The sequence below is a fragment of the Streptomyces sp. NBC_00090 genome (assembly GCF_045160815.1).
Classification (GTDB): domain Bacteria; phylum Actinomycetota; class Actinomycetes; order Streptomycetales; family Streptomycetaceae; genus Streptomyces.
In genome coordinates this window covers 2275648-2295930 of sequence record NZ_CP108224.1, presented here as the reverse complement: position 1 = coordinate 2295930, position 20283 = coordinate 2275648, and the positions used below count along the sequence as shown (strand labels likewise).

The 20283-nt window shown below is 72.0% G+C and carries 17 protein-coding genes; 11 read left to right on the top strand and 6 right to left on the bottom strand.

Annotated elements, in window-relative coordinates; translation table 11 throughout:
- The first annotated feature begins 1 nt into the window (after nt 1).
- The gene (locus tag OG361_RS10130) at nt 2–1000 is read left to right on the top strand and encodes a hypothetical protein (protein WP_405853018.1); all 999 of its coding nucleotides are present in this window, start codon (nt 2–4) and stop codon (nt 998–1000) included.
- A 10-nt stretch (nt 1001–1010) separates the two neighbouring features.
- Here the strand turns inward: OG361_RS10130 and OG361_RS10125 are convergent, their stop codons facing one another.
- Both OG361_RS10125 and OG361_RS10120 read right to left on the bottom strand, forming a co-directional pair.
- The gene (locus OG361_RS10125) at nt 1011–2303 is read right to left on the bottom strand and encodes an MFS transporter (RefSeq protein WP_405853017.1); all 1293 of its coding nucleotides are present in this window, start codon (nt 2301–2303) and stop codon (nt 1011–1013) included.
- 138 nt (nt 2304–2441) lie between these two features.
- Entirely contained in the window at nt 2442–3008 is a 567-nt protein-coding gene (locus OG361_RS10120) for a methylated-DNA--[protein]-cysteine S-methyltransferase (RefSeq protein ID WP_384565522.1), read from the bottom strand.
- Nucleotides 3009–3248: 240 nt separating this feature from the next.
- On the opposite strand from OG361_RS10120, the gene OG361_RS10115 reads away from it, so the two are divergent.
- The 6 genes from OG361_RS10115 (at nt 3249) to OG361_RS10090 (ending at nt 10495) form a co-directional block, all read left to right on the top strand.
- The gene (locus OG361_RS10115; protein WP_405853016.1) at nt 3249–4151 is read left to right on the top strand and encodes an MHYT domain-containing protein; all 903 of its coding nucleotides are present in this window, start codon (nt 3249–3251) and stop codon (nt 4149–4151) included.
- Nucleotides 4152–4222: 71 nt separating this feature from the next.
- Nucleotides 4223–6361, top strand: a complete 2139-nt coding sequence (gene uvrB / locus OG361_RS10110; RefSeq protein ID WP_405853015.1) for an excinuclease ABC subunit UvrB — start codon at nt 4223–4225, stop codon at nt 6359–6361.
- Between the two features lie 139 nt (nt 6362–6500).
- Complete coding sequence (locus OG361_RS10105) at nt 6501–7079, top strand: TerD family protein (protein WP_384565514.1); 579 nt, start codon at nt 6501–6503, stop codon at nt 7077–7079.
- Nucleotides 7080–7143: 64 nt separating this feature from the next.
- Entirely contained in the window at nt 7144–7293 is a 150-nt protein-coding gene (locus tag OG361_RS10100; RefSeq protein ID WP_405853014.1) for a hypothetical protein, read from the top strand.
- Between the two features lie 13 nt (nt 7294–7306).
- A complete protein-coding gene (locus OG361_RS10095) occupies nt 7307–9238 on the top strand; it encodes a TerD family protein (protein WP_405853013.1) in 1932 nt (643 codons plus the stop codon).
- Between the two features lie 231 nt (nt 9239–9469).
- Nucleotides 9470–10495, top strand: coding sequence for a TerC family protein (locus tag OG361_RS10090; RefSeq protein ID WP_405853012.1), 1026 nt, complete (start codon nt 9470–9472; stop codon nt 10493–10495).
- A gap of 76 nt (nt 10496–10571) precedes the next feature.
- Here OG361_RS10090 and OG361_RS10085 read toward each other — a convergent pair whose 3' ends face one another.
- The 3 genes from OG361_RS10085 to OG361_RS10075 form a co-directional block, all read right to left on the bottom strand.
- Nucleotides 10572–11870 carry an MFS transporter gene (locus tag OG361_RS10085; RefSeq protein WP_405853011.1) on the bottom strand — a complete coding sequence of 433 codons (1299 nt, stop codon included), beginning with the start codon at nt 11868–11870 and terminating at the stop codon, nt 10572–10574.
- Nucleotides 11871–12037: 167 nt separating this feature from the next.
- Entirely contained in the window at nt 12038–12694 is a 657-nt protein-coding gene (locus OG361_RS10080) for an MBL fold metallo-hydrolase (protein WP_405853010.1), read from the bottom strand.
- 69 nt (nt 12695–12763) lie between these two features.
- Nucleotides 12764–13459 carry a maleylpyruvate isomerase family mycothiol-dependent enzyme gene (locus OG361_RS10075; protein WP_405853009.1) on the bottom strand — a complete coding sequence of 232 codons (696 nt, stop codon included), beginning with the start codon at nt 13457–13459 and terminating at the stop codon, nt 12764–12766.
- A gap of 156 nt (nt 13460–13615) precedes the next feature.
- Here OG361_RS10075 and uvrA point away from each other — a divergent pair, with 156 nt between their 5' ends.
- A complete protein-coding gene (gene uvrA, locus OG361_RS10070) occupies nt 13616–16675 on the top strand; it encodes an excinuclease ABC subunit UvrA (protein ID WP_405853008.1) in 3060 nt (1019 codons plus the stop codon).
- Nucleotides 16676–16798: 123 nt separating this feature from the next.
- Nucleotides 16799–17224, top strand: a complete 426-nt coding sequence (locus tag OG361_RS10065; protein WP_384578126.1) for a Rieske (2Fe-2S) protein — start codon at nt 16799–16801, stop codon at nt 17222–17224.
- Nucleotides 17225–17440: 216 nt separating this feature from the next.
- On the opposite strand, the gene OG361_RS10060 is transcribed toward OG361_RS10065, so the two are convergent.
- Nucleotides 17441–18370 (bottom strand): hypothetical protein, encoded by a 930-nt coding sequence (locus OG361_RS10060; protein WP_384570320.1) that lies wholly within the window; start codon nt 18368–18370, stop codon nt 17441–17443.
- A gap of 235 nt (nt 18371–18605) precedes the next feature.
- Here OG361_RS10060 and OG361_RS10055 point away from each other — a divergent pair, with 235 nt between their 5' ends.
- Both OG361_RS10055 and OG361_RS10050 read left to right on the top strand, forming a co-directional pair.
- Nucleotides 18606–19193, top strand: coding sequence for a papain-like cysteine protease family protein (locus tag OG361_RS10055; protein WP_384570317.1), 588 nt, complete (start codon nt 18606–18608; stop codon nt 19191–19193).
- 5 nt (nt 19194–19198) lie between these two features.
- Nucleotides 19199–19996, top strand: coding sequence for a hypothetical protein (locus OG361_RS10050; RefSeq protein ID WP_405862177.1), 798 nt, complete (start codon nt 19199–19201; stop codon nt 19994–19996).
- The last annotated feature ends 287 nt before the right edge of the window (nt 19997–20283 follow it).

Genomic DNA, 20283 nt, shown 5'->3' with positions numbered 1-20283 from the left:
CATGCACGCCGTGACCGATGTCCGCCTGTCCCGCCACGCGCGCGCGTGGATCCTCGTTCTCGCCCTCCTGCTCCTGGGCGGCGGAGCCACCGCCTACACCCTGCGGGCGGCCTCTGGGCGGCAGGCCGGGGCCACCGGCACCGCGGAACCGGGCTTCACCCTCGACGGCGGCCGGCCCGGCGCGCTCCACGTCAGGGACACCGCGACCGGGCGCGTCGCGCGCGTGGACCCGTCCGCGCCCGGCGGCCGCGTGGCGGGCGGGCCCTCCTGCGACCGCTTCCACGCGGCCGGGCCCACCGCCCTCTGCCTCCGCCGCAGGCCGGGCGTCCCGGCCCGCTCGTACGCCCTCGTGCTCGACCGGCGGTTGCGCGAGGTGCGCCGCATCTCCCTGCCGGGCATCCCGAGCAGGGCCCGCGTCTCCGCCTCGGGACAGATGCTCTCCTGGACGATGTTCGCGACCGGGGACTCCTACGCGCGCTCGTCCTTCTCGACCCGCACGTCCATCCTCGACCTGCGCACCGGGTACCTGGTGAAGAACATGGAGCAGATCCCGCTCACCCTCGGCGGACACAGGTACCACGCACCCGACGTCAACTACTGGGGCGTCTCCTTCGCCGCCGACGACAACCGCTTCTTCGCCACGGTCTCGACGGGCGGGCGCACGCATCTCGTCGAGGGCGACATGAGGAACTGGTCGGCCAAGGCCCTGCGGGAGAACGTCGAATGCCCCTCGCTCTCCCCGGACGGCACCCGGATCGCCTTCAAGAAGCGGGTGTCCGACGGCCCGCGCGAACCGTGGCGGCTGTACGTGTACGACCTGCGCTCCGGCCGCGAACACCCGGTCGCCGAGCGGCGCGGTATCGACGACCAGGCGCTGTGGACGGACCCGGACACGCTCGCGTACGGATACGGGGGAGCCGTCTGGTCCGTACCCGCCGACGGCAAGGGAGCCCCGCGACGGCTGGCGGCCGGGGCCTCGTCCCCGGCGGCGCCGCGCTGACGGATGACGCTCAGGCCTTCCGCAGGGCGCCCCGTACCGCGAGCGCCGCCATCGGCAGCAGCAGACACGCGGCGATCGCGTTGAGCGGCCCGTAGCCCGCCTGCGAGACGATGAGGCCCGCCGCGAGCCCGCCGAGCCCGGCGGCCGTGTTCATGACGAAGTCGGAGAGGCCCTGGACGGCCGCCCGCGCGGCCTGCGGCACCGAGTCCGTGAGCAGCGCCGAGCCGGACACCAGCCCGGCCGACCAGCCGAGACCCAGGACGAAGAGCCCCAGGGCGGTCTGGGTGTGACTCGGTCCGGCCGTGCCCGCGATGAGCGCCGCCACGGAGATGAGACCGACCGCGAGCCCGATCACCGACAGCCGGCCCAGTCGGTCGGACAGCCAGCCCATCAGGGGCGAGAAGGCGTACATGCCCGCGATGTGCCCGCTGATCACGAGACCGATCAGCTGGATGCCCGCGCCGTGGTGGGTCAGCGCCACCGGCGTCATCGACATGATCGAGACCATGGCGGTGTGCGAGGCGGCGACGGTGACGAGGGCGAGGCGGGCCTGCGGGGACTCCCGTACCGCCCGCATGCCGGCGCGCAGGGAGCGGCTCTCCGCCTGCTCGCCCGCCCCGGGATCCGCGAGCGCGCGGGCGGTGAGGAGGGGGTCCGGGCGGAGGAGGAGGGCCACCACGACCGCCGAGACGACGAAGACGCCGGCCGCCCAGACGAAGGGGCCCGCCGTGGCCGGTATGCCCAGACCCGAGACGCTCTTCCCGGCGGGTGCGGCGATGTTCGGTCCGAGCACCGCCCCGATCGTGGTCGCCCACACCACGGTGGAGATGGCCCGGCCCCTGCGGTCCGGTTCGGCCAGGTCGGCGGCGGCGAAGCGGGCCGCCAGGTTGGCCGAGGACCCGGCGCCGAAGCCGACGAGTCCGACGAGGAGCAGCGGGAAGCTGCCGAGGGCCGCGCCGAGCACCACCACGACGGCACCCAGCGCCCCGAGCAGGTACGCGAGGACGAGCCCCGCCCGGCGCCCGCGCGAGGCCATCAGGGCGGCCAGCGGCATGGCGAGCAGCGCGGGACCGGCCACCGTCGCCGTGGAGGCCAGTCCGGAGAGCGCCTCCGTGCCGCTGACGTCCTTCGCGAGGACGGCGGCGAGCGCGACGCCGATGGCGATGCCGAGGCCGCCGAGGATCTGTGTGGTGATCAGGACGGCCTGGATCCGCCGCCGCAGTGCCGGCAGTTCGGCGGCGGTGACGGGGGAGGTTATCTCGTCGGGCAGGATGGCGTCAGGGGCACCGGGGGTGTGTGTCACTTACGTGAGTCTGCCAGTCGTCCCACCCCATGGGAACGCCCACCTCGGCGGAACACCCCCCACCCTCGTCATTCCCGCTCGCGGGCCCCCGTTCGGAACACGTGCCCGCCCCTGTTCGGCACACTCGCCCGCCCCTGCTCAGAACAGCGGCGCGGGCAGCACGCCCTCCAGGGCGAGCAGTTGCCGCTTGGTCTCCAGCCCGCCCCCGAACCCGCCGAGTCCGCCGTCGCTCTCCACCACACGGTGGCACGGCACCACCACCGGCAGCGGATTGGCGCCCATCGCCGCTCCGACGGCCTGTGCGGCGCCCGGCTGCCCCACGCGCCGCGCCAGCTCCCCGTACCCGACGACCGTGCCGTACGGCACGCCGGTCGCCAGCTCGCGCAGGACCTGTCGGTTGAAGCCGGTCGTCAGACTCCAGTCCAGCGGCAGGTCGAACGCGCGCGAGTCGCCCGCGAAGTACCCGTCCAGCCGGCGTATCGCCTCCGCGAGCAGCCCGGAGGCGCACTCCACCGGCTCCGCCCCGAGCTGCCCCGCCAGTCGGTCGAGCATCCGCTCCCGCCGCGCCGGGTCGGCGTGGAACTCGACCCGCACCAGGCCCCGCCCGGTCGCGGCGAGGAAGAGCGGACCGATGTCGCTCTCCACGACCGTCCACTCCACCGCGACGGCCGGCTCCCCGCCCGTCGGCTCCGTTTCGATGTCCATGCCGCCCACGGTACGACCCGCCACCGACAGCGCGGTCGGGAACGGGTCCGCCGGTCACGAAGAGGGGCGGAGAGCCGCCGCCAAGATCACGGACCGGTCTCGCTCCGGTCTCACGAGCGGAAATTCCCCGGTCACGTGGTCGCGGACCCCCCGGCGCGCCATAATCTCGCCCGGTAGTACTACCCAGCGGTACCGACTGTTTTCGGACGACGTTGCACCAGGGGTGGAGGGCATACGCTCATGCAGGGCACGGTCGACGGATTCAGCTACGGGCTCGTCACGCCGGTGGCCGCTTTTATCATGGCCTGTCTCGGCGGCGCCCTCGGTCTGAGGTGCACCACCAGGTCGCTCCGCCACCGCGACTCCTTCAAGGCGGGCTGGCTCGCCCTCGGCGCCACCTCCATCGGCACCGGCATCTGGACGATGCACTTCATCGCCATGATGGGCTTCTCGGTCCAGCAGGCGCCCGTCACCTACGACCGCCCCATCACCTTCGCCAGCCTGGGCGTCGCCGTCCTCATGGTCGGCATCGGGATCTTCATCGTCGGCTACCGCGGAGCCACCGCCCTCACCCTGGTCACCGGCGGCACGATCACCGGCCTCGGCGTCGCCACGATGCACTACCTCGGCATGGCGGGAATGCGCCTCCACGGCCGCATCGAGTACGACACGCTCACCGTCGCGCTCTCCGTGGTCATCGCCGTCGTGGCCGCCACGGCCGCCCTCTGGGCAGCCGTCTCCGTCCATGGATTTCTGGCCAGCCTCGGTGCCAGCCTGGTGATGGGCGGCGCCGTCAGTGGTATGCACTACACCGCCATGGCCGCCGTCAGCGTCCACCTCCAGGCCACCGAGAGAGCCGCCGTCGGCACCGGCGACACCGCGACCTCGCTCCTCCTGCCGATGCTGATCGGCCCGGCGGTCTTCCTCATCCTCGCCGCCGTGGTCGTCATGTTCGACCCGCTGCTCGTGATGGGCGACCCGGACTGGCAGCGGCCCGCCGCCCGCAGCGTGCACCGCCCCGGCGTACCCGCCCCGCGCCACGTGCCGTCCTACGGCGAGCCCGCCAACTGGACGGCCCGACCCGCCGGCCGCGCCGCCCGCCGCAGCGTCCCCCGGGGCGGTCACCGCTCCCAGGACTGGTGAGAGGACACTCGGGGACCCGGCGGTGAGCCGATCACCGCCCGAGTGTCAGTGCCGGGTCGTACGGTGGTTGCATGCGGCCCGTTTCCAAGATCGAACGTTCGGTGGCGCCCTTCGAGGTCGTCAGCTCCTACCAGCCCAGCGGCGACCAGCCCACGGCGATCGCCGAGCTCGAGCGGCGCGTCCGCGCGGGCGAGAAGGACGTCGTGCTCCTCGGCGCCACCGGCACCGGCAAGTCCGCCACCACCGCCTGGATGATCGAGAAGCTCCAGCGCCCCACCCTGGTGATGGCGCCGAACAAGACCCTGGCCGCCCAGCTGGCGAACGAGTTCCGCGAGCTCCTGCCGAACAACGCGGTCGAGTACTTCGTCTCGTACTACGACTACTACCAGCCCGAGGCGTACGTCCCGCAGTCGGACACCTACATCGAGAAGGACTCCTCGATCAACGAGGAGGTGGAGCGGCTCCGGCACTCCGCGACGAACTCCCTGCTCACCCGCAGGGACGTCATCGTGGTCGCCTCCGTCTCCTGCATCTACGGCCTCGGCACACCGCAGGAGTACGTGGACCGGATGGTCCCGCTCAAGGTCGGCGAGGAGATGGACCGCGACCAGTTGCTCCGCCGCTTCGTCGACATCCAGTACACCCGGAACGACCTGGCGTTCACCCGCGGCACCTTCCGGGTCCGCGGCGACACCATCGAGATCTTCCCGGTGTACGAGGAGCTGGCCGTCCGCATCGAGATGTTCGGCGACGAGATCGAGGCCCTCTCCACGCTCCACCCGCTCACCGGCGAGGTCATCAGCGAGGACCGGGAGCTGTACGTCTTCCCCGCCAGCCACTACGTCGCGGGCCCCGAGCGCATGGAGCGGGCGGTCAACGACATCGAGCGCGAGCTGGAGGGCCGGCTCGCCGAGCTCGACAAGCAGGGCAAGCACCTGGAGTCCCAGCGCCTGCGCATGCGGACCACGTACGACATCGAGATGATGCGCCAGATCGGCTCCTGCTCCGGCATCGAGAACTACTCGATGCACTTCGACGGCCGCGAGCCCGGCTCCGCGCCCAACACCCTCATCGACTACTTCCCCGAGGACTTCCTGCTCGTCATCGACGAGTCGCACGTCACCGTGCCGCAGATCGGAGCCATGTTCGAGGGCGACGCCTCCCGCAAGCGGACCCTCGTCGACCACGGCTTCCGGCTCCCGTCCGCCCTCGACAACCGCCCGCTGAAGTGGGAGGAGTTCCAGAAGCGGATCGGCCAGACGGTCTACCTGTCGGCGACCCCCGGGACGTACGAACTCTCCCGCGGCGACGGCTTCGTCGAGCAGATCATCCGCCCCACCGGGCTCGTCGACCCCGAGGTCGTCGTCAAGCCGACCGAGGGCCAGATCGACGACCTGGTCCACGAGATCCGGCTGCGCACCGAGAGGGACGAGCGGGTCCTCGTCACCACCCTCACCAAGAAGATGGCCGAGGACCTCACCGACTACTTCCTGGAGCTCGGCATCCAGGTGCGCTACCTGCACAGCGACGTCGACACCCTGCGCCGCATCGAGCTCCTGCGCGAACTGCGCGCCGGGGAGTACGACGTCCTCGTCGGCATCAACCTCCTGAGGGAGGGCCTCGACCTCCCCGAGGTGTCCCTCGTCGCCATCCTCGACGCCGACAAGCAGGGCTTCCTGCGTTCCGGGACCTCCCTGATCCAGACCATCGGCCGCGCCGCCCGAAACGTCTCGGGCCAGGTCCACATGTACGCGGACAGGATCACCCCGGCGATGGCCCAGGCCATCGACGAGACCAACCGGCGCCGTGAGAAGCAGGTCGCGTACAACACGGCCAACGGCATCGACCCGCAGCCGCTCCGCAAGAAGATCAACGACATCGTCGCGACCATCGCGCGCGAGGAGGTCGACACCGAGGAACTGCTCGGCAGCGGCTACCGCCAGACGAAGGACGGGAAGGCCGCCAAGGCGCCGGTCCCCGCGCTCGCCGCGCACGGCACCAAGGGCCGGGGCAGGGCGGGTCAGGCGGGCTCGACGGTCCAGCTCGGCGACCGGCCGGCCACCGAACTGGCCGCGATCATCGAGGAGATGACCGAGCGGATGCGCGCCGCCGCCGCCGAGCTGCAGTTCGAGGTGGCGGCCCGGCTCCGCGACGAAGTGGGAGAGCTGAAGAAGGAGTTGCGCCAGATGAAGGAGGCGGGAATCGCCTGACCGGACGCGGTCCGGTGTGTTGCAAGACCGACACAAATCCGGACCGCGGCCCTGTGGTGTCCGTGCCTCTGCGTAAGGTGCTGGACAACCGCACGCACGAGACAGCGGGCGCGGGGAACGTAACGAGAGGGGCAAACGCGTGACGGTCAACATGACCAAGGGTCAGGCCATCAGCCTGGAGAAGCAGGGCGGGGGCAGCCTCACCCAGGTGCGGATGGGGCTCGGCTGGCAGGCGGCGCCGCGCCGCGGTCTCTTCGGCAAGCGCACCCGCGAGATCGACCTGGACGCCTCGGCCGTCCTCTTCGCGGACAAGCAGCCGGTCGACGTGGTCTTCTTCCGTCACCTGGTCAGCGACGACGGCTCGGTCAAGCACACCGGCGACAACCTGGTCGGCGGCGCGGGGCAGGGCGGGGACGACGAGGCGATCCTCGTCGACCTGCAGCGGATTCCGGTCCACATCGACACGATCGTCTTCACCGTGAACTCCTTCACCGGTCAGACGTTCGAGGAGGTGCAGAACGCCTTCTGCCGTCTCGTCGACGAGACGAACGGCCAGGAGCTCGCGCGCTACACCCTCGACGGCGGCGGCAACTACACCGCCCAGATCATGGCGAAGGTGCACCGGGTCGGTTCCGGCTGGCAGATGACCGCCCTGGGCAACCCGGCCAACGGGCGCACCTTCCAGGACCTGATGCCCGCGATCCTGCCGCACCTGTAGGCAGGCCCGGCGCGGTACGCACCCACAGCTCCCGGAGGCAGCAGGCCGCCGGGAGCTGTCCCGCATGATCCGCGCCCACCGCGCGATCGGCACCACGCACACCATCCGCACCGCACACACCATCCGCACCACGCGCACCACCCACACCATCCGCACCACGCGCACCACCCACACCATTCGCATCATTCGCATCACCCGCACCGGGGATCGCTGAGGGGACAGAGCCGATGACGGCCGAGCTGGTCCGGGGGCAGAACCACCCCCTGCCCGACACCCGACTGGAGATCAGGGTGTCGGCCGGTCATCCGGTCGTCGCCGGAGCCACCCTCGGCGACGAACGGGGCAGAGTCCCGGGCGTGGAGTGGATCGCCCACCCCGTCTCGCCCTCACTCCCCGGTGTGGACGTCCCCCGACAGGCCGCCGCCGACCAGCACCTCGCCGTCGACCTGGCGGCGGTCCCCGAGGCCGTCCACCGTGTCTCCGTCCTCCTGGCGCTGCCCGTGGGCGCGGGCGGACCGACCTCCTTCGGCACGGTCGCCGCGCCCTTCGTCGCCGTCACCGGCCCCGACGGCGCCGAGATCGCCAGCTACACGATCACCGGACTCGACAGCGAGTCCGCCGTCGTCGCCGTGGAGCTGTACCGCCGCCAGGGCGCCTGGAAGGTCCGCGCCATGGGCCAGGGGTACCAGGGCGGACTCGCCGCCCTGCTCGGCGACCAGGGCCTGGAGTGTCCCGCCGACCTCGCCGCGTCGATCCTGGCCGCGTCGATCCCGAAGGCGGAGGGGGCACTCCACCCGGCACCGGCGACCATGCCGGATCCGGCCGCCCAGGCGCCCGCCGACCCGGCCCCGGCCCCGGCCGTCCGGGCGCCCGTCGTGCCCGTGACACCACCGCCTGCCGAGGCCTCCACCCCGGCGCCGAGCTCGGGCGGCCCGATCAACTACGCCCACCCCCGGCGTAGGCCCACCACCCCGGATCCGGCGCCCGCGCAGGCGCCCAGGCCGACACAGCCCCCGCAGGGCCCGCCCGTCCCCGTCGCCGGCGACGCCGCGGGCTGGTCCATGGACGAGCGCCTGTACAACCAGGTGTGGGGCATGTTCGAGGACCTGGCCCGTACCGCCGCCGCCTACCGCAGCGCCTGCGACTTCGCCGAGTCCCGGCTCGACCGGGAGCTCGACGAGGTGCTCTCCGACCCCCGCGCCCGGATCGGCGGCGCGGGCGACGCCGCCCGGTCGGCCGCCCGTGTCCGCCACGACGAACTCGTGGAGCGGGCCAAGGAGGTCCTGGACCGGGACCTCGCCCAGCTCGCCGTCGAGTCCGGGGTCGTCGAGCCGGCCCTGCCGCCCGCCTACGCCCGCTGGGACAACCCGGTCTGGCACGCCTACCGCCCCCCGACGGAGGAGCCGATGGCCGTACGCCTCGGCGACCTCCACCTGCCCGAGCGCGCCGACCTGCGGATCCCCATGCTCGTCCGGCTTCCGCTGGAGCGCGGACTCTGGGTGGACAGCGGCCGCGGCCGCTCGGAGGCGGCCGGTCTCCTCGACGAGACCGAGCTGCGACGGCTCGCCCTGGACAGCGCGGTCGCGCACGCGGCGAGGCTGCTCGCGGTCCACCCGGCGGGCGGGTTCGCGGTCCACGTCGTCGACGCGGCCGGTGCCGGAGCCGCCGCGCTCGCGCCGCTCGTGGACACCGGCGTGCTCGCCGCCCCGCCGGCCCGGGGTGCGGCCGGTGTCTCCGCGGTGCTGGAGCAGCTCACCGAGCGGGTCGACCTGCTCCAGATGGCGCTGCGGAACGGCGCCGTCGACGCGCTGCCGCCCGGCCTGGACACGGCCCGGCAGCTCCTGATCGTGCACGACTTCCCGCACGGCTTCGACGACCGGGCGGTCACCCGGCTCCGGTACCTGGCGGACGAGGGGCCCGGCGTCGGCGTCCATCTGCTGATGGTGGCCGACCGGGAGGACGCCGCCGCGTACGGGCCCGTGCTCGACCCCCTGTGGCGCTCGCTGCTGCGCCTCACTCCCGTACCCGACGACCACCTCGCCGACCCGTGGGTCGGCCACGCGTGGTCGTACGAGCCCCCGCTCCTCCCGCCGGGCAGCCGGATCCTCCGTCAGGTCCTCGCGGAGGTCGCGGACGCCGGCCCGGCGAAGCGGCCCTGACCTGGCCTCTTGGTGGCCCTTTACCCTCTCCTTTACCTTCTCTTGGTCTTTCGGGTAGTGTTCATGGCGCGGAGGGGAGTACTCCCCATGTGCGGCGTACCCGTCAATACGGACGGATCATCATCGATCCGATCCCGGGGCGTCGGCCCGGCCGCGGTGCGAGCCGCTCGGGTGGAAGAGACCTCCGGCAGCGACGACGCTGATCAGTAGCCGTACGACGCCGGAGGCGCAGTGGACGTTTCAATGACCCTGTGGGTGCTGACCATTCTTGGTCTGGTCGCCCTCATCGGAGCCGACTTCTTCATCGGGCGGAAGCCCCATGACGTCTCGGTCAAGGAAGCCGGCATCTGGACGATCGTCTGGATCGTGCTCGCCGTGCTCTTCGGACTCGGCCTGCTGTTGTCCGGGAACAGCCAGGCGTCCGGGGAGTTCTTCGCCGGCTACATCACCGAGAAGTCACTCAGTGTCGACAACCTCTTCGTCTTCGTCCTGATCATGGCGAAGTTCGCGGTGCCCTCGCACCTCCAGCAGCGTGTGCTGCTCGTGGGTGTGGTGATCGCCCTGATCCTCCGCACGATCTTCATCGCCGCCGGCGCCGCGATCATCGCGAGCTTCTCGTGGGTCTTCTACATCTTCGGCGCGTTCCTGATCTACACCGCCTGGAAGCTCATCCAGGAGGCGCGCTCCGGCGACGAGGAGGAGGACTTCGAGGAGAACCGTCTCCTCAAGGCTGTCGAGAAGAAGTTCGGCGTCGCCGACAGGTACCACGGCACGAAGCTCTTCATCCGCGTCAACGGCAAGCGGGTGATGACCCCGCTGATGGTCGTCATGCTCGCCATCGGCACCACGGACGTCCTGTTCGCCCTGGACTCCATCCCGGCGATCTTCGGCCTGACCCAGGACCCGTACATCGTCTTCACCGCCAACGCCTTCGCCCTCATGGGTCTGCGGCAGCTGTACTTCCTGATCGGCGGCCTGCTGAAGAAGCTGGTCCACCTCAGCTACGGCCTGTCGGTGATCCTCGGCTTCATCGGCGTGAAGCTCGTGCTGCACGCGCTGCACGAGTCCGGGGTGCACGTCCCGGAGATCTCCATCCCGTTCTCGCTCGCGTTCATCGGCTGCGTCCTGGTCATCACCACGATCACCAGCCTGATCGCCTCCAAGAGGCAGTCGGAGCGAGCCGCGGCCGAGAGCGTGGCCGACGCGGACGGTGTGGCCGACGCGGACGGTGCCGAGAAGGACAGCATCGGCGCCTGACGCGTCACACACGGCGACGGCCGGCCGGGGGCACCGCCCCGGGCCGGCCCTCGCCGTTCCCTGCCCTCCCGCCTCCCTAGACGGCCGCCCCCTCCACCGCCTCCACCGCATCCGCCGCCTCCGAGCGGGCCGGCAGGGTCTCCGGGAGGAGCGCGAAGCAGCCCAGGCTGATGAGGGCGACGACCGTCAGATAGGCCGCGACACCCCAGGGCGGGCCCGAACCGCCGTCCGAGAGGGTGGTGGCGACGATGGGGGTGAGGGCGCCGCCGAGGACCCCGGCGAGGTTGTAGCCGACGGCCGCGCCGGTGCAGCGGACGCGGGGCTCGTAGAGCTCCGGGAGGTACGCGGCGACCACCGCGAACATCGTGATGAAGGCGAGCAGCGAGCCCAGGAAGCCGAGGAACATCAGCAGCGGCTCCGCGGTGTGCAGCAGGGCCACCATCGGGAACGTCCAGAGCGCGGAGGCCGCGCACCCCGCGAGGCACAGCGGGCGCCGGCCCCAGCGGTCGGCGAGCAGCGCCACGAAGGGGGTGGTCGCGCCCTTGACCGCCACCGCCGCCATCACACAGGTCAGCATGACCGTGCTGCTCACCCCGAGCCGCTCCGTGCCGTAGGTCAGCGCCCAGGTGGAGACCGTGTAGAACACCGCGTACCCGACGGCGAGCGCCCCTGCCGTCAGCAGCACCAGCCGCCAGTGGCCGCGCACGACCTCGGCCAGCGGAGCGCTCGCCCGCCGCCCCGAGGCCGACAGCTCCTCGAACTGCGGGGTCTCCGCCAGCGAGGAGCGCAGCAGCAGCCCGGCCGCCGCGAGCAGTCCCGCCGCCCAGAACGGCACCCGCCAGCCCCAGGAGCGGAACTCGGCGTCGCTCAGGCCCGCCGTGAGCGCCAGCATCACCCCGTTCGCGAGGAGGAAGCCGACCGCCGGTCCGATCTGCGGGAAGCTCGCCCACAGCGCACGCCGGTGCGCCGGCGCGTGCTCGGCGGTCAGCAGGACGGCGCCGCCCCACTCACCGCCCAGGCCGAGGCCCTGGAGGAAGCGGAGGGCGAGCAGCAGCAGGGGCGCGGCGATGCCCAGCGTCGCGTACGTGGGGACGCAGCCGACCGCGACGGTGGCGCAGCCGGTCAGGAGCAGCGAGGCGAAGAGGACCGGTCGGCGGCCGTACCGGTCGCCGACGTGGCCGAAGAGGACCGAGCCCAGCGGCCGGGCGACGAAGCCGACGGCGAAGGTGCCGAAGGCGGCCAGGGTCCCGGCGAGCGGGGAGAAGGTCGGGAAGAAGAGCGGCCCGAGGACCAGGGCGGCGGCGGTCCCGTAGACGAAGAAGTCGAAGAACTCGATGGCGGTGCCGACGAGCGAGGCGGTGGCGAGCCGGGTCATCGAAGGGGGAGAGGGGGAAACGGGGGGAGCCGGCAAGGCCGGAGGAGCGGGTGGCGACGGAGAGTTACTGGGGCACATGTGGCGCCAACTACCCGCCGGCCGTCCCGGTTACGGGGGCGTGCGGAAGCGCGCGGCCCGTGGACCGCGCGCCGTCGGTACGGCGTGGGTCACCAGCCGCGCTCGCGCCACTCCGCGAGGTGCGGGCGCTCGTCACCGAGCGTGGTGTCCTTGCCGTGCCCCGGGTAGATCCAGGACTCGTCCGGCAGGGCGGCGAAGAGCTTGGTCTCCACGTCGTGGATCAGGCTCGCGAAGGCCTCCGGGTCCTTCCAGGTGTTGCCCACCCCGCCGGGGAAGAGGCAGTCGCCGGTGAAGACGTGCGGGTGGCCGTGCGGGTCGTCGTAGACGAGGGCGATCGAGCCCGGGGTGTGGCCCACCAGGTGGCGGGCGGTCAGCTCGACCCGGCCCACCCGGACCGTGTCGCCGTCCGCGACCGGCACGTCGGTGGCGACCGGGATGCCCTCCACGTCGTACGCCCCCGCGTAGGTGCGGGCGCCGGTCGCGGCGACGACCTCCGCGAGGGCCTGCCAGTGGTCGCCGTGCCGGTGGGTGGTGACGACGGCGGTGATGCCGTCGTCACCGATCAGCGTGAGCAGGGTGTCGGCGTCGTTGGCCGCGTCGATCAGCAACTGCTCGCCGGTCGCCCGGCAGCGCAGCAGATAGGCGTTGTTGTCCATCGGGCCGACCGCGACCTTCGAGATCATCAGGTCCGTCAGCTCGTGCACGTCCGCTGCTCCGCCGACCTTCACCACTCCGCTGTACGTCATGCGCTCAGCCTAGCTCCGCCCGCCGACAGCGGGCGCGTGTCCGGCCGCTGGACGTCGGCCGGACACTCCCTAGAGCGGCGGGAGCTCCGGGAGCGGGCCGCCCTCGGTCTTGAGCGCGGAGCCGTCGCGGCGGCCGGCGAGCCAGCCGAGGAGCTCGGGGGCGGGGCCGGTCACGGTCACGGCCGCCCCGGTGCCCTCGGCCGAGCCGGTGGTCCAGGTCCCCGTGCCCTCCGCGGCCACGACCCGGGTCGGCGGCACGCCCGCGTTGCCCGTGAAGCGCTCCGCGAGGAAGTCGATCTCCCGCAGGACGAACTCCTCGGGGAGGTCCTCGAGCTCGTAGCCGACACCCAGGTCGACGTGGTGCAGGGCCACCTCGACCCAGCGTCGGAAGGGGATCCGGGAGGCGCTGTCCGTGACGCCGTTGCGGAGCTCGACGGTGCGGCTCCAGTCCGCGGGCTCCGCGCCCGCGGCACGGAACCCCTCGGCGCTCTCGCGCACGTCGGCGAGCTGGACGGCGAGAGGGCGGTCGGCGTCGCGCTCGATGTCGGCGTCGCGGGTGGCGGCGTCGGCGTACATGGGTCGGCCCTGGAGGACGTTCACCAGAGCGTCGGCGTTGCGGGCGATGTGGGCCAGCACATGGCCACGCGACCAGCCGGGAAGCCGTGACGGCTCGGCCGTCACCGCGTTGTCCCAGGAGGCGGCGGCGTTCAGCAGCCGATCGGTCGCTTCTTGTACGGAGGCGAGATCACGTTCGTGGTCGATCATGGCGCCGACCCTAGCGCCGCCACTCATTCGGGTGAAGCGGTCTCCGCGAGGCCGGAAATCGAATGTGCGTGCTATAGGCTCGACGGAAGCATCCGGCATCCTTGGTTGTTGGGTGTGTCAGGCACATCCGCTCTCTCAAGAAAGGTGCGGACCGGCGTGGCCGACCGTCTCATCGTCCGTGGCGCTCGTGAGCACAACCTCAAGAACGTCTCGCTCGACCTCCCGCGTGACTCCCTGATCGTCTTCACCGGGCTCTCGGGGTCGGGCAAGTCCTCCCTCGCGTTCGACACGATCTTCGCCGAGGGGCAGCGCCGGTACGTCGAGTCGCTCTCCTCCTACGCCCGGCAGTTCCTCGGTCAGATGGACAAGCCGGACGTCGACTTCATCGAAGGTCTGTCGCCCGCCGTCTCCATCGACCAGAAGTCGACCTCGCGCAACCCGCGCTCGACGGTCGGCACCATCACCGAGGTCTACGACTACCTCCGCCTGCTCTTCGCCCGCATCGGCAAGCCGCACTGTCCCGAGTGCCGCAGGCCGATCTCCCGGCAGTCGCCGCAGGCCATCGTCGACAGGGTCCTGGAGCTCCCCGAGGGCAGCCGTTTCCAGGTCCTCTCCCCGCTCGTGCGCGAGCGGAAGGGCGAGTTCGTCGACCTCTTCGCCGACCTCCAGACCAAGGGCTACAGCCGAGCCCGGGTCGACGGCGTGACCGTACAGCTGAGCGAACCGCCGACGCTGAAGAAGCAGGAGAAGCACACGATCGAGGTAGTCGTCGACCGCCTCACCGTGAAGGACAGCGCCAAGCGACGCCTCACCGACTCCGTCGAGACCGCGCTCGGACTCTCCGGCGGCATGGTCGTGCTCGACTTCGTCGACCTCGCCGAGGACGACCCCGAGCGCGAGCGGATGTACTCGGAGCACCTCTACTGCCCGTACGACGACCTCTCCTTCGAGGAGCTGGAGCCGCGCTCCTTCTCCTTCAACTCGCCCTTCGGCGCCTGCCCCGACTGCACCGGCATCGGCACGCGCATGGAGGTCGACCCCGAGCTGATCGTCCCGGACGAGGAGAAGTCCCTCGACGAGGGCGCCATCCACCCCTGGTCGCACGGGCACACCAAGGAGTACTTCGGCCGGATGATCGACGGCCTCTCCCAGGCCCTCGGCTTCCGCACCGACATTCCGTTCGCCGGTCTTCCGCAGCGGGCCAAGAAGGCCCTCATGTACGGCCACAAGACCCAGATCGAGGTCCGCTACCGCAACCGGTACGGGCGGGAGCGCGCCTGGACCAGCCCCGCGTTCGAGGGAGCGGTCTCCTTCGTCAAGCGGCGGCACGGCGAGGCCGAGAGCGACTCCAGCCGCGAGCGCTTCGAGGGCTACATGCGCGAGGTGCACTGCCCCACCTGCGAGGGCACCCGCCTCAAGCCGATCGTCCTCGCGGTCACGGTCATGGACCGGTCCATCGCCGAGGTCTCCGCGATGTCCATCAGCGACTGCGCCGAGTTCCTCTCCCGGCTCACGCTCAACGACCGCGACAAGAAGATCGCCGAGCGGGTCCTCAAGGAGGTCAACGAGCGGCTGCGCTTCCTCGTCGACGTCGGCCTCGACTACCTCTCCCTCAACCGGGCCGCCGGCACCCTCTCCGGCGGTGAGGCCCAGCGCATCCGGCTCGCCACCCAGATCGGCTCCGGCCTGGTCGGTGTGCTGTACGTGCTCGACGAGCCCTCCATCGGCCTCCACCAGCGCGACAACCACCGCCTCATCGAGACCCTCGTCCGCCTCCGGGACATGGGCAACACGCTCATCGTCGTCGAGCACGACGAGGACACCATCAAGGTCGCGGACTGGGTCGTCGACATCGGCCCCGGCGCGGGCGAGCACGGCGGCAAGGTCGTCCACTCCGGGCCCCTGAAGGAGCTCCTCGCCAACAAGGAGTCGATGACCGGGCAGTACCTCTCCGGCCGCAGGGCGATCCCCACGCCGGACCTCCGCCGCCCCGTGGACCCCGGGCGCCGGCTCACCGTGCACGGCGCCCGTGAGAACAACCTGCAGGACATCGACGTCTCCTTCCCGCTCGGTGTCCTCACGGCGGTCACGGGCGTCTCCGGCTCCGGCAAGTCGACCCTGGTCAACGACATCCTCTACACCCACCTGGCGCGCGAGCTGAACGGCGCCAAGTCGGTGCCCGGGCGCCACACGCGCGTGGACGGCGACGACCTCGTCGACAAGGTCGTGCACGTCGACCAGTCCCCGATCGGCCGCACCCCGCGGTCGAACCCGGCGACGTACACCGGCGTCTTCGACCACGTCCGCAAGCTCTTCGCCGAGACGATGGAGGCCAAGGTCCGGGGCTACCTGCCCGGCCGGTTCTCCTTCAACGTCAAGGGCGGCCGCTGCGAGAACTGCTCCGGCGACGGCACGATCAAGATCGAGATGAACTTCCTCCCGGACGTCTACGTCCCGTGCGAGGTCTGCCACGGCGACCGGTACAACCGGGAGACCCTGGAGGTCCACTACAAGGGCAAGTCCATCGCCGAGGTCCTGAACATGCCGATCGAGGAGGCCCTCGGCTTCTTCGAGGCCGTCCCGACGATCGCCCGCCACCTGCGCACGCTCAACGAGGTGGGCCTGGGCTACGTCCGCCTCGGACAGTCCGCGCCGACGCTCTCGGGCGGTGAGGCCCAGCGCGTGAAGCTCGCCTCCGAGCTCCAGAAGCGCTCGACGGGCCGCACGGTCTACGTCCTGGACGAGCCGACCACGGGTCTGCACTTCGAGGACATCTCGAAGCTGATCAAGGTCCTCTCCGGCCTGGTCGACAAGGGCAACTCGGTGATCGTCATCGAGCACAACCTCGATGTCATCAAGACCGCCGACTGGCTCATCGACATGGGTCCCGAGGGCGGCAACGGCGGCGGTCTGGTCGTCGCCGAGGGCACGCCGGAGGAGGTGGCCTCGGTCTCGACCAGCCACACCGGCAAGTTCCTCCGCGAGATCCTCGGCGCCGACCGGATCAGCGACGCCGCCGGGAGCATCCCGGCGGCACGCGGAGCGAAGAAGACGGCGGCGAAGAAGGCCCCCGCCACGAAGACCGCCGCCCCGGTGAAGAAGACGGCCACGAAGGCGGCGGCCACGAAGGCCACGGCCACGGCGGCGGCGGCCACCAAGGCCACCGCCACCAAGGCCACGGCCAAGAAGACGGCCACCCGCGCCCGCAAGGCGTGACGCCGAGGCGGGGTCCCAGTACCGGGGGCCCCGCCTCGCGTCGGGCCCGGGCGACGCCCCACGGAAGCCCGCCGGTATCGTCGGTTCGGTCATGCCTTGCCCCGATCCCACCGTGGAGTGCTCATGTCCGGCCAGTCCAGCCGCCGCACCGTACTGAAGGGTGCCGCCCTCGCCGGTGCCGCCGGGCTGGGAGTCGCCGCCTGCTCCACCGAGTCGAAGCTCGGTCACGCCGGGGTCCCGACCCCGACCGTCCCGGTCGCGCTCGGTGCCCCGGACGAGATCCCGGTCGGCGGGGCCAAGCTCTACCGCGAGCAGCGGGTCCTGGTGAGCTGCCCGGCCAAGGGCCAGTACAAGGCGTTCAGCGCCCAGTGCACCCACGCCGGCTGCGTCCTCGACAAGATCGAGGACAACGAGGGCAACTGCCCCTGCCACGGCAGCCGCTTCGACGTGACGACCGGCAAGGCGCTCAAGGGCCCGGCCACCGTCCCGCTTCCCGAGGTCCCGGTCCGCGTCGAGAACGGCAAGCTGGTCGCCGGCCCGGAGGCGTAACCCCGGCCCCCGGCCTCTGACCACCGGCCCCGGGACCCCAGGCCCCGGGACCCCGGCTTCTGACCCCAAGCCCTCTGACCCCAAGCCCCGGGACCCCAAGCCCCGGGACCCCGGCTTCTGACCCCAAGCCCCGGGACCCCAAGCCCCGGGACCCCGGCTTCTGACCCCCGGGGCCCAGCCCCCGGCCTCTGATCCCAGGGCCCCTGGCCCCGGCCCTCAGGCCCAGTCCCAGTCGATCCCCAGGATCCCCGGGCGTACCCCCTGCTCCACGACGTGGACCGTGCGGTGCCGGCCGCTCAGCGTCAGCTCCGCACGGCCTCCGCGCGGCGCCCCCGCCGAGGACTGGGCGAACCTCCGGCACCGCACCGGTAGCGCCGCCTCGTCGAAGTGCACCTGGAGCACGTACTGCCCGCCGGCGAAGCTGAACCCGCGCACGTACTCCCCGCTCGACCCCGCCGTGCCGTCCTCGAACCCGTACGAGAACAGATGCGTGTCCCCGGCGCGCAGCCGCGCGTCGAAGAGCAGCTCCGCGACCACCACCCCCGTCCCGGAGTGCCACCGCACCCGCCCCGTGCGGCAGTTCTCCACGGCCCGCACCACCACCCGGGACGGATCGCACCCCGGGTCCCCGTGGTGGATGGCCAGATAGCGGTCGACGCCGTCCCGGTGCGCCCGCACGATGTGCTGCGACTCGCGCCCCACCAGCTCCCGCGCCGCCCCGATCCGTACCCGCTCGTGGTGCCCCACCGTGTGCAGCCCGCCGTCCGCCGGGGACTCCAGCTCCGCCAGCAGCTCCTCGACCGAGCCGGACGCCTCCACCAGCGAGCGGTACGAGCGGGCCGCCGGGCGCTCCACGTCGGCCCGGCCGGCCGCGTCCTCCGTCAGGAGCCGGAGGAGCGAGTTCCCGGGCAGCTGGAGCACCTCCTCCAGAGCCCGCACGGCCTTCAGGGACTCCGGCCGCTGCGGGCGGCGGGCGCCCTGCTGCCAGTAGCTCAGGCTCGTCACCCCGACCCTGATGCCCCGGTGCGCCAGATGGTGCTGGACCCGCTGGAGCGGCAGCCCGCGCACGGCGAGCGCGGTGCGCAGCGCCAGGTGGAAGGGGCCGGTGTGCAGCAGCTGCACCAGATCGGCCTCGGTGTGGCTCACGAGGGCTCCTCAGTGAACATTCACGACGGGGGAGCGGACCGTCGCGCCGCGAGCGGTGGGCGGGCAGGTGGGCCGAGGGCGTCCGTTCACACCCGGGTCACACCGTTCACAGTCCGATGTCACCCCGCATTGAAGCGTGTTGACCCGATCCCGACAACGGCCGATGCTCCTGACCAGCGTCCGGACGCGCTCCTCCACTCCCCACATCCCCACCCCCCGTCATGGGAGGAACGCGATGCGCAGCAGAAGACTGTCCCTCGCGGCACTCGCCGCAGCCGCCCTCTTCCTCGTCCCCACCACCTCGGCGTCCGCCGCGCCCGCCGGTGAGGACGCCGCCGCCCTCGGCTCCAAGCGGTTGAACATCACCATGCAGGCCCAGCAGAAGACCAACTGGTGCTGGGCGGCGGCCGGCAACACCATCGCCACCTGGTTCGGCCGCAACTACAGCCAGAACCAGTTCTGCAACGCCGCCTTCAACCGCCAGCAGGGCTACGACTGCCCCAACAACCAGGCCACCCTCGGCAACGTCCAGACCGGACTGAGCTGGGCCGGCGTCAGCCCCGGCTCGTACGTCACCGGCTGGCTGCGCTACTCGACCGTGCAGACCGAGATCAACGCCGACAGGCCGATCGAGACCCGCATCCAGTGGTCGAGCGGCGGCGGCCACATGCACGTGATCTACGGCTACGACGACGCCGACAGCTGGGTCTACTGGGGCGACCCCTGGCCCTCCAGTGACCGCTACAACTGGGCCTCGCACGCCTGGTACGTCAACAACAACTCCTTCTCCTGGACCCACTCGCTCTACCGGATCGGGGCGTGACGACGATGAACGGACGTGCCATCGGCGCCGGTCTCGCGACCACCGCCGCCCTCGTCGCCCTCGGGGCGCTCCCGGCCGCCGCCGCGGAGAGCCTGCCGCCCGCGCCCACCCCCGAACAGGCCGCCTCCGCGCCGCAGACCCTGGACACCCTCTCCCGGTTCTTCGCCCGGGACGGGGCGCTCGCCCGCTCGGCGGCCGCCCCGCGCATCGAGGGCGGGTCCGTGCCGGTACGGATCCTCTCCCCGGACTTCGTCGCCGGGAAGGCGGGGGCGCCGGTCGCCCGCGTCGAGTTCCGGGCGAGCAGGGCCGTGGCCTCGGACGGCCGGAAGGCCTCGCTGTGGACGGTGAAGCAGCCGGGCGGCTGGCAGGTGGTGAACATCGCCACCGGCGACGACGAGATCCGGTACGCCGAGCAGGGCGGGCGCGTGCTGCCCGGCGGTCTCGTCTTCCGGGAGCCGCAGATCGACGCCTGGTACGTCCAGAAGGGCGCGAAGGTGCTCCCGCTGGACGAGGACGCGGTACGGGCCGTCGGCAGGAACGGGACGAGCCTCGCCGCGTACCGGGAGCGGGTCGCCGAGGCGTACGGGGACAAGCTCCCCGGCACGGCGTACGCGAAGAAGGGCGCGGCGGGCGGCTACGCACCGCAGGCCTCCGTACCGGCGCCCGCGCCCCGTGCGGCGACGGCCCACGAGGAGCCCGCCGTCACGGTGGCGTCCACCGCGGCGGGCGTGGGTGCCGGCGTGGCCCTCGCCCTGATCGCCACGACGGCGATACGCCGCCGACGCGTCGCCCGGGAGACCTGAGCCGCCACCCCGTGGCCGGGCACGGGCCGCGTCGCCTCCCCCCGCCCGTGTGGGCAATCGTCCCGCTGGGCGGGACGGGTGGGCACAACGGGACGGCGCCCCTTGCCGGGCCTAGGTTTCCGGGCCTGGACCCGCACCACTCGTGCGCCGTGCCGGTGGTGCGGGTAGGGGCAGGGGGCGGAGGCACCCGCAAGGGTGCCGTCCGTTGTGCCCACCCGTTCCGCCCCAGCGGAACGAATGCCCACAACGGAGGGCGGGGGCGCGGGACGATTGCCCGCACGGGGGTG

What these genes read in the sequence shown, in the direction of transcription:
- OG361_RS10100 (WP_405853014.1), top strand. Translation starts at nt 7,144, where the DNA reads ATGATCCGCGCCCACCGCGCGATCGGCACCACGCACACCATCCGCACC.
- OG361_RS10085 (WP_405853011.1), bottom strand. Translation starts at nt 11,870, where the DNA reads ATGACCCGGCTCGCCACCGCCTCGCTCGTCGGCACCGCCATCGAGTTC.
- OG361_RS10080 (WP_405853010.1), bottom strand. Translation starts at nt 12,694, where the DNA reads ATGACGTACAGCGGAGTGGTGAAGGTCGGCGGAGCAGCGGACGTGCAC.
- OG361_RS10050 (WP_405862177.1), top strand. Translation starts at nt 19,199, where the DNA reads ATGAACGGACGTGCCATCGGCGCCGGTCTCGCGACCACCGCCGCCCTC.
- OG361_RS10115 (WP_405853016.1), top strand. Translation starts at nt 3,249, where the DNA reads ATGCAGGGCACGGTCGACGGATTCAGCTACGGGCTCGTCACGCCGGTG.
- OG361_RS10130 (WP_405853018.1), top strand. Translation starts at nt 2, where the DNA reads ATGCACGCCGTGACCGATGTCCGCCTGTCCCGCCACGCGCGCGCGTGG.
- OG361_RS10075 (WP_405853009.1), bottom strand. Translation starts at nt 13,459, where the DNA reads ATGATCGACCACGAACGTGATCTCGCCTCCGTACAAGAAGCGACCGAT.
- OG361_RS10065 (WP_384578126.1), top strand. Translation starts at nt 16,799, where the DNA reads ATGTCCGGCCAGTCCAGCCGCCGCACCGTACTGAAGGGTGCCGCCCTC.
- OG361_RS10120 (WP_384565522.1), bottom strand. Translation starts at nt 3,008, where the DNA reads ATGGACATCGAAACGGAGCCGACGGGCGGGGAGCCGGCCGTCGCGGTG.
- OG361_RS10095 (WP_405853013.1), top strand. Translation starts at nt 7,307, where the DNA reads ATGACGGCCGAGCTGGTCCGGGGGCAGAACCACCCCCTGCCCGACACC.
- OG361_RS10055 (WP_384570317.1), top strand. Translation starts at nt 18,606, where the DNA reads ATGCGCAGCAGAAGACTGTCCCTCGCGGCACTCGCCGCAGCCGCCCTC.
- uvrB (WP_405853015.1), top strand. Translation starts at nt 4,223, where the DNA reads ATGCGGCCCGTTTCCAAGATCGAACGTTCGGTGGCGCCCTTCGAGGTC.